Below are 8,497 nucleotides of genomic sequence, written 5' to 3'. Positions count from 1 at the left end.
GGGGAAAGGTTGCACATGGGTCAAATCTCAGTGGCAATTTTGGCGGTTGCCGGGTCAATTCTCAGTGGCAATCAACAGGTAATAGTTTGCGGCCCGGTGCTGTCCCAAAAGCAAACCTCCCGGCGCCCCCGCTCGGCGCCGGACAAGAGCCCCGCCAGCGGGGTTATCCACATAAACCCGGCCCGGGGCGGCATCGTCCCCGCTTTCACGGGGCCCGTCGCCCTCCCGCTCCCGTTATGATGATGCCAACAACCGCCGGGGCAATTCCCGGCCAGTTCAGCAGCATCAAGAAAAACGCCCCGGGCACCGGCCTGGGAGCGGCGGGAGACCTCGGCCTATGGCACGGGACCAAAAGAGCTATGTCATTTGCCAGCGGGCACCCGATGCGCTCGCTGGTAAAACCACCGTCCGCCCGACCGATGCACCCGGCACTCAGGCGCAGTTGCACGCGTTGATGCGCGCCCTGGCCCGGGAAGCCGCCCGCGCCGGCCACCGGGATGAGAACAAGCCAGATTAGAACCAATCCTCGGAGGCACCGATGTCCCAGCCCAAACTCCACGCCGCCATCTACGCCCGGTATTCAAGTGACCTGCAGCGCGACGCCTCTGTCGAAGACCAGATCCGCAGCTGCACAGATTACGCCAAGGCGCAGGGACTTGAAGTCGTTGCCACCTACTCTGACCGCGCTATCTCCGGCGCCAGCCTTATGCGCAGCGGCATGCAGGCCCTGCTGCGCGATGCGCGCGGCGGCACCTTCGATGTGGTTATCTCGGAAGCCCTCGACCGTCTAAGTCGCAACCAGGCCGACATTGCCCACATCTACCAGGAATTCTGCTTCAACGGCCTCCCGATCGAGACCCTCTCGGAAGGTCTGATTTCGGAGATTCATATCGGGCTCAAGAGGACGATGAATGCCTTGCAGTTCAAGGACATCGCGATGAAGACCCACCGTGCTCTCAAGGGCCGCGCACTGGAGGGCAAATCCGCGGGCGGCAAGGCTTACGGCTACCGCATGAAGCCGCAACTCACGTCCAGCGGCGAGGTGATCCGCGGAGAACGGGAGATCCACCCGGAAGAGGCAGACGTTGTTCGTCGAATCTTTCGGGATTATGCCCGTGGCCTATCCCCCAAGAAGATCGCCGAAGCGCTCAACCAAGAAGGTGTTCCCGCCCCGTCCGGCCGCTATTGGGGCGCTTCTACCATTCACGGTAACCGCCAGCGCGGCACCGGCATCCTGAACAATGAGCTCTACATCGGCCGGCAGATCTGGAACCGGCTGCGCTATGTGAAGGATCCCAAAACGGGTAAGCGCATCTCCCGGCTGAACCCGGAAAGTTACTGGACGGTCACAGAAGTCCCGCATTTGCGGATCGTCGATCAGGATCTCTGGGAGGCGGTCCGCAGCCGCCAGGGCGCGCTGAAGACAAAAGGCACATCGACCTCGGTCTGGGACCGGCGCCGCCCGAAGACGCTGTTTTCCGGATTGATGGCCTGCGGCTGTTGCGGCGGCGGCTTTGCCAAGATCTCCAAAGGACAGCTTCGGATGCTCCCCGGCCCGCAACAAGGGCGCCGCGGTCTGCAGCAACAAGCGCACGATCAAGCAGGTCGACCTGGAAGCCCGGGTGCTGGATGCTCTGGCGAACCACCTGATGGATCCGGATGCGGTGCAGGTCTTCTGCGAAGAATACACTGCCGAGCGCAACCGGCTGAAGGCCGCAGCCGCCGGGAACCGCAAGGAAAAGGAACAGGCGCTCGCCCGCGCCAAACGCGACCACCAGAAGCTGGTGGATGCGATCATTGCGGGCATTCCCGCAGACCAGGTGAAAGACCGGATGATCGAGCTCGACGCGCGGCGCCAGCAGCTGGAACGGGAGCTGGAGCATATCCCTGCCCCGGACACGGTGGTGTTTCACCCATCGATGGCGGAGGCCTACCGGGAGCGGGTGTCGCCGCTGATCAGGACCCTTGGCTCCGCCGAAGGCATGGAAGAAGCCAAGGAGGCGCTGCGGGCGCTGGTTGAGCGGATCGTGCTGACGCCCGCGGCGGAAGGCACTGGCCTGGATCTGACTCTGGAGGGGGATCTGGCGGGGCTGCTGCGGCTGGCGACGGGCGCGGAAGGCGCGAACATGTCTAAGGCTCCGGGCGACACGCCAGAAGCCTTTGATATGTCTGAGGAAATTGTGTTGGTTGCGGGAGCAGGATTTGAACCTGCGACCTTCAGGTTATGAGCCTGCGTGCCAGTTTGTGATTTTCCCCATGTATCTAGCACTTCCGTTTTGATTTCGGGAAATTGGAACGGCATAGGTTGACCCAAAGAGTCAGACCATGCCATCTGTGTCCGACAATTGCCGGACATGAGACGGACACAATGGCAAATATTACCGAGAGATTCACCAAGCGGGCCGAAGCCCCCGAAAAGGGCAATAAAATCCATTATGACGACGCCATTCCAGGTTTCGGGCTTCGTGTCACAAAGGCCGGGTCGAGGTCGTTTGTCCTGAACTACACCGTCAACCGGCGGGAACGCCGGATGACCATCGGAAGCTATCCTGCCTGGAGTGCCTCGGCGGCCCGCGAAGAGGCTAAGCGGCTGCGCCGGATGATAGACCAAGGGGAAGATCCTCTAGAGGAAAGGAACCAGCGTAAAGCTGCTCCGAATGTCGGCGATCTCTGGATCGAATACGAACGGATTCATTTGCCCACTTTGTCTGAGCGAAGCCAGACGGATCAACGTGGCATGTGGATGAAATACATTCTGCCGGATCTCCAATACGTTCAGGTGCGGGAACTAGCCAGTCGGCATGTCGATCGGTTGCATGCGCATGTCAGCGAGGCAGGCCAGACCCGTGCAAACCGGGTTCTTGAGGTCTTCCGCAAGGCCCTGAACTTGGCAATCCGGTGGGGTTGGATAGAGAAGAACCCTGCCGATGGGTTTCGCAGGAACTCCGAGCATTCGCGCGAGCGATATCTAACGTCGGCAGAATACGAGCGGGTATTTGACGCCCTCAATCGGATGCAAAACCAAAAAGCCGCTAACGCAATCCGGCTTTTGATCCTCACAGGTGCTCGCCGTGGCGAAGTGCTGTCTCTGGAATGGAGCGACCTCGACCTTGAAAGGGGGATTTGGAACCGGCCACCGCACAAGAGCAAGGATCGGAAACGGAAACGTATCCCACTCTCGAATGAAGCACTGGTTCTTCTGAGGGCCATGGAAGAAAATGCGACCGACAGCTATCTCTTCCCAACTGCGACCGGTTCGCATTTGCCTGATTTGAATCGTCCCTGGCGCTGGCTCAAGCGGGAGACAGGCCTGAATGATCTGCGTATTCATGATCTGCGGCATTCCTTTGCGTCTGTTCTGATCTCTGGTGGCATTCCCTTGGAAGCCATCGGCAAGCTTTTGGGCCACTCTCAGCACCAAACGACCCTCCGTTATGCCCACCTCATGGATGACCCGCTGCGGCGGGCTGCCAACTCGTTTTCAAATATATCGACCAATAAGTGATTTTTAAAATCTTAAAATTGTATTAATTTTTAATTTCCGGAAATAGGGCGGATTTCGCGAAATAGAACCTATTCAGAGTCCGTCAAATCTGTCATTTCTCCATACATTGGAAGCCATATGGAAAAACTGATGGAAACTAACAGCACGCACATGAAACCCGCCGAAGTGGCCAAATTTTTGGGCGTTTCTTTGCGCACGCTTAGCCGCTGGCATGCGCTGCGTATCGGCCCTGCCCGCTGCAAAGTCGGACGTACGGTCCTGTACCGGAAAAATGCCATCGAAAAGTGGCTTGTACAAAACGAAACCTCACCAACGCGCAAATTCACAAACGACTAATAGAAAAGCACGAGCAGATATGAGCAATCAAAAAACAAAGTGGTTGACCTCGGCCATGCATATTGCTGGAACCGTCTCTTATCCATAACAAAAAACCCTGAAAAGGGATACGTGCCGGAACTTGTCATACTCAAAATCCAGGAAACGCTCTAGCCCCACCACTGCTGAACATGGACAACATTAACCAAATGCAACCACTTTCGAGCGATGAGACGGCCAGCATGCGTCACATGCGCAGCTTACCCTATTAATCTTCTTTCTTTCCTCTTTTTCTCCTTCGGAAAGAGATAGGTAAGAAAGAATATTTAAGAAAGTTGGATGGCCTTGGTTTCAGCTTTACTGTATAGAAAAAACCAATTTCTGGAAATTAATATTTTTTTTCCAGAAGTAATGAGCGCCTAGGCCATCAGAGAATTGGCGCCCATCTGGCCGTCCAGATTTAGTTTGATTTCGGCAAACCGGAAGCACCTTACCTGGCAGACTCGCCCCATCACCCAAGCCGGACGCCACTCCGGCAATACCTTCGATTTAAACACAGGAGATCCCAATGAAACTTGAAACCCTGGCAAAACGCATTGCCAAGAAATCCCGCACCCCCGCCTTGGAAAAGATCGTACTTGGCCAGGGCACCGTCCAAGATTTACCTGATACCTGTATTATTTGGCATGGTGCCGCCTCTGGAAAAAACGGACATCGTCAGCGCATGCGGCGGGGCTATGACAACATGCCTTATACTGGCATCTCTTTCGATCACCGTCGGCCTGTGATCAACTTCCAGAAGAAGACCTACCAAATTCCCCGCCTTCTGTTCGAAAAGCTTCACGACAAGCCCTTCCCGTTTCGCTTCCACCAACTCTGCGCTACGGAAATGTGTATCAATCCGCTCCACTTCGAGCCACGCAAAGTCAATCTCTTTGGATACGAACCCTTTCGGGATTTCGAAGCACCGCCCGAAGAGCCCATCTATTCCGAAGAATGGGGCCAAGAGGATGTAAAGGAGATCGTTGAAATCGCACTGACCGAAAGCACGCCCCTGAACTGGTCTGAGCTAATGAGCCTCCCGATCATGGAAGGCGCTCCGGAAAAACAGGTAGCAGCGTATCTGCAGAGTATCGGCAAGCCGCACCTCACTCCGGTCGCATAAGTGCCGTACAGTCGCGCAAGCCAATCACCACGCTGGTCAAATGCGCTTGCTTGAAACTAGCGAGTTCGGCACCACCGCTGAACTCGCCGAACACGAGGGGATCGCGCGCCGTCCTACAGGACCCGGGTCCTGCGGCGCTCGCTGCTCGCGCCCGACATCGTCGAGGCGATCCTTGACGGGTGGCAGGGAACAGACTTGACGTTGGCGCAGGCACTAGAGCCGTTTCCGGTGGTGTGGGCGGAGCAGCCCCATCACTTCGGGGAAATCGGCTGAAACGGCCGTTCGTGATCGGCGCCACGAACTGGTGCTCCGAGCCCGGAGCGGTCGTGCTGACGCGGCCGAGGGTCGGCCTTGTTGCTGGCGGATTTCCGATATCTGGATCGGAAGCACCCGCGCGTGCTCCGTGCTTCATCGGCGCCGCTTTCGAGATCGCGCAGGCACGGCGCGATCTGCTGGCAGTGAATGGGGTGGACAGGGCATGGCGCGCTAACGCTGCCGCCATGACCTCCTGACGCCCCTTCGTTTTGACTCTGGCCGCGGCCTGTCCATGTTGCCGCGGTTCATCTCATCACCCTGCCTTTTCGACATTCGGCAGGATCCATTCGCGCTCGAAGAACGCCTCGGTCGGGCCGTAGAGGCGGAAGAAGACGAACCAAGGTTTGCCTTGAATGGCCTGGATCCAGTTCTTCTCCCTACCGGCGCTCAAAGCGCAGCCTGAGCGAGCCGCGTCCAACGACGGAAAACTGCGCCTGTGTTTCTTTGTCCATTGGGTTGGGAAGCTCAAAAACACACCACTTCTCAGGCGAAAAGACATGCGGAACATAGAGAATGCGATATCGTCTGTGACCGGTGCTTGAGGCGGAGCTGGCGACGCGAAGTTCGTTCGAGGTCAGTTCGAATTCGCATCCATCCTCAAGGGTAGACTTGACTTCAAACATCCACTCGACCGTTGGTGTCTGCACAAGAAAGTCGTAGCCAGCTGAATCGTCACCTTCGCTGCCGCCAAAAAAATTCGTTCTATTCTCCGATATCCACGAGCTCTCGCCGACGGCATCGGGAAACCGTCGCTTGAGGTACTGATAGGCCAACCATTCACTGGCGACGCCCATTGCGACCTTCTGCGTGTCGGTCAGGCGTGCGGCCCGCTGCCCCCGCTTACCTCCCCCGCCGTTGCCACCACCGGAGTCCGATCTCGACGTCTCATCAAACGGTACCAGCCTAGTGCGCTGACGACTCCTTGCGAACCAGCCATCGTCAGACTCGATCGCGGCCTCGGCAATGTTTTGCATGGCTACAGCAAACGACGGATCACCTGGATCAAGATCCTGTCCAGCGAATTGGATGATGCGCTTCCGACGATCACGTTCTTGCTGCTCTCTGGCCTTCCGCTCCTGCTCTTCGCGCACAGCGCCTTCGTCAAGCCCGAGACCTTCCGGATCAATCCGTGCAGGCATTTCCGCGGGCCAGATGCCCGCCCTCTCGCAGAGACTAGCCACTTGGTCCTGTTTGATCACCTCGAAGTCAAGGAAGCCTGCATTCTCCACTAGGCGCACGACATCTTGTGCCTCACCTCGTTCCCAGATCTCTGGTAGATCGAGATGGTTCTTTCGGGTCCACGCCCCTAGTATGGGTTTGGCCTCGCTTGCAAAGGCGCGGACCACTTTTCGGTTTTCGCTAATCATCTTCTCGAAGGCCGGAAGATCCGCTTCCGGGATTTCTCCCACCGCATCAGCAAAGGACCGCTCCACATGCGTGACAACCGTCTGACGGTCGATCGTTTCGCGATCTAGGACCCAACTCGGATCGAACGGGATGAATTGAAGCTCGCGCCTTGAAAGGTAGGTGGAAAGCCCGCGTCCTTGCCGGTAATCCTCAAGATGCAGGCATCTCAGCCGGTCTCGGAGCCCTGGCGCCAACTCGCGCAGGTACGCTTCGAAGGTGGCCCGCAATTCTGCTTCGCTAGATAGGGCTTCTTCACCGAGAGACTGAAGAACCCGGTTGAACTTTCCGTAGTCAAGCCCCAGCGTCGCCGAAATCGAACGCCGGTCGGGGCTTTCCTCGCAGGCGGCGAGCAGGTCGCCGGTGCGCGGGGAGTTTTCCGAAAGATGCGTCTCTAGCCAACCCCGCAGGCTGAATTCCGCCCCCGCGTCCTCTGCGGCTTCGCCAAGGGCGAGCGCCAGTTCGGCACCTTCGAAGTATGCGATAACCGGGACCACAAGGTAAAGGACGTGGGCCAGATCGGTCCGCATCCCCGCGCGCATATCTTCGACAATTCCGATATCACACCCAAGCGCAGTGGCGAGTTCCGAATCTGAGGGACGTTCGAGAGTGCCTTCGGGGCGTCCGGCCGCCAAGCGGAGAAGCACCAACTCTAGGGAACGAAGTCGCGTGTCGGTAAGCTTGGATATCTCGGAAGCAAGACCCTTCGCCAAGCGTGGCCAATCGAGAGATACGCCGTGCGTCAGGATAAGCGTCGGGCTGGCATCATCCCGGAAGGCGTACCAGTCCATGCGCCCACCGCCCGTCACCTCCTGGTCAGCCACCTGCAGTGAAATTGAACTGCACCTCCGAAGCCTAATCGCTCGGATCGCCTTGTCGAGAGTGGCATGCTGAATCCCTCGCTCAAGGTTCTCGCCCGCAACCTCGTTGGCAATCACCGCGACTTCTGGAAGCCAGTCTAGGCCTTGTGATACCAGATGGTCGTCATCGTTCCTAGGCACGAACACCGAACCATCCACAAGCAACCGGACGGAGTCTCGGTCCAGCTTACTGGGCGAATAGCCGTTGATGTGTTTGAGGCTCTCCACGATGATATCGAGCTCGGCGTCCCCCACTTCAAGTATGGCAAGGCCGGCGGCGGAAAGGGCCCGCGCCTCAAAGCTTTGTGCGTTGTCGACAAGGATCACCTCGATCGGCTCAGCCTTGTCGACCTCGATGTACGCTAGGTTTCCGAAACGATAAGCCGCCAGCGGAAGGTCAGATGGCAACGTTGCACCGCTCTCGGCCAGTTCCCCCCAAGCCCGGCCGTATTGGCGTCGAAAGGTCGCCACATCACCCGACTGAAGGTTTCTGGCAGAGTTCGCCAGAGCGGCGAGGCGCAGCGGTGCCGTCTCAGGACTGGCCCAATCCAGAAGTCCAAGCGCATCGCCAAATGAGATCTTGGCGATCTCCTCTCTCTCGACAAGCACTCTAGCGTCGTCGGAAAGACGCGGAATAAATGCTGGAACTCCTGGTCTTTTCGTCCTTGATGCCCAACACTGGTTTGGTGAAAGGAATATGCGTTCACCGCGCAGGTCGCCCTGCAGCCACGCCTCGGATCGCAGGAACGCGCCTATCGGTGTGACAACGCGACGTTCGTCCCAGTCGCGCTGTGCACGATCGTAACGTCCAATTCGCGCAGAAAGGAACTTTCGGCCATAAAAAGAGAGGTGTTGGACTGTTGATTTTTGCTGAGAAGTGACCCGGTATTTTTATCGAGATTTGACCCAGCCTTGATTATGTCTCTGCGGTTA

At 57.7% G+C, this 8,497-nt stretch carries 7 protein-coding genes and 1 tRNA gene; 5 read left to right on the top strand and 3 right to left on the bottom strand.

Going from position 1 to position 8,497, the window contains the following annotated elements; translation table 11 throughout:
- The first annotated feature begins 337 nt into the window (after window positions 1–337).
- Both OEZ49_RS22720 and OEZ49_RS22715 read left to right on the top strand, forming a co-directional pair.
- A complete protein-coding gene (locus tag OEZ49_RS22720; protein ID WP_263390429.1) occupies window positions 338–517 on the top strand; it encodes a hypothetical protein in 180 nt (59 codons plus the stop codon).
- 21 nt (window positions 518–538) lie between these two features.
- Complete coding sequence (locus OEZ49_RS22715; RefSeq protein ID WP_263390428.1) at window positions 539–2,020, top strand: recombinase family protein; 1,482 nt, start codon at window positions 539–541, stop codon at window positions 2,018–2,020.
- A 164-nt stretch (window positions 2,021–2,184) separates the two neighbouring features.
- On the opposite strand, the gene OEZ49_RS22710 is transcribed toward OEZ49_RS22715, so the two are convergent.
- Window positions 2,185–2,268 (bottom strand) — tRNA-Leu (locus OEZ49_RS22710).
- Window positions 2,269–2,368: 100 nt separating this feature from the next.
- On the opposite strand from OEZ49_RS22710, the gene OEZ49_RS22705 reads away from it, so the two are divergent.
- The 3 genes from OEZ49_RS22705 (at window position 2,369) to OEZ49_RS22695 (ending at window position 4,985) form a co-directional block, all read left to right on the top strand.
- Window positions 2,369–3,505: a tyrosine-type recombinase/integrase gene (locus OEZ49_RS22705; RefSeq protein ID WP_263390427.1), complete on the top strand. Its 1,137-nt coding sequence runs from the start codon at window positions 2,369–2,371 to the stop codon at window positions 3,503–3,505.
- 117 nt (window positions 3,506–3,622) lie between these two features.
- Complete coding sequence (locus OEZ49_RS22700) at window positions 3,623–3,841, top strand: helix-turn-helix domain-containing protein (protein ID WP_263390426.1); 219 nt, start codon at window positions 3,623–3,625, stop codon at window positions 3,839–3,841.
- Between the two features lie 547 nt (window positions 3,842–4,388).
- Complete coding sequence (locus OEZ49_RS22695; protein ID WP_263390425.1) at window positions 4,389–4,985, top strand: hypothetical protein; 597 nt, start codon at window positions 4,389–4,391, stop codon at window positions 4,983–4,985.
- A 692-nt stretch (window positions 4,986–5,677) separates the two neighbouring features.
- Here the strand turns inward: OEZ49_RS22695 and OEZ49_RS22685 are convergent.
- Window positions 5,678–8,173, bottom strand: a complete 2,496-nt coding sequence (locus tag OEZ49_RS22685) for a DUF3883 domain-containing protein (protein ID WP_263390424.1) — start codon at window positions 8,171–8,173, stop codon at window positions 5,678–5,680.
- 143 nt (window positions 8,174–8,316) lie between these two features.
- Window positions 8,317–8,497 (bottom strand): hypothetical protein (locus OEZ49_RS22680; protein WP_263390423.1); only part of this gene is annotated, 181 nt, incomplete at its 5' end.

Origin of the sequence: Ruegeria marisflavi (genome assembly GCF_025673445.1) — a bacterium.
Taxonomy (GTDB): Bacteria; Pseudomonadota; Alphaproteobacteria; order Rhodobacterales; family Rhodobacteraceae; genus Ruegeria_B; species Ruegeria_B marisflavi.
The sequence above is the reverse complement of the archived record's forward strand: the minus strand, read 5'-3'. Positions and strand labels throughout refer to the sequence as shown.

Coding starts and splice junctions, on each gene's coding strand:
- OEZ49_RS22715 (WP_263390428.1), top strand. CDS start 539: ATGTCCCAGCCCAAACTCCACGCCGCCATCTACGCCCGGTATTCAAGT.
- OEZ49_RS22720 (WP_263390429.1), top strand. CDS start 338: ATGGCACGGGACCAAAAGAGCTATGTCATTTGCCAGCGGGCACCCGAT.
- OEZ49_RS22700 (WP_263390426.1), top strand. CDS start 3,623: ATGGAAAAACTGATGGAAACTAACAGCACGCACATGAAACCCGCCGAA.
- OEZ49_RS22695 (WP_263390425.1), top strand. CDS start 4,389: ATGAAACTTGAAACCCTGGCAAAACGCATTGCCAAGAAATCCCGCACC.
- OEZ49_RS22705 (WP_263390427.1), top strand. CDS start 2,369: ATGGCAAATATTACCGAGAGATTCACCAAGCGGGCCGAAGCCCCCGAA.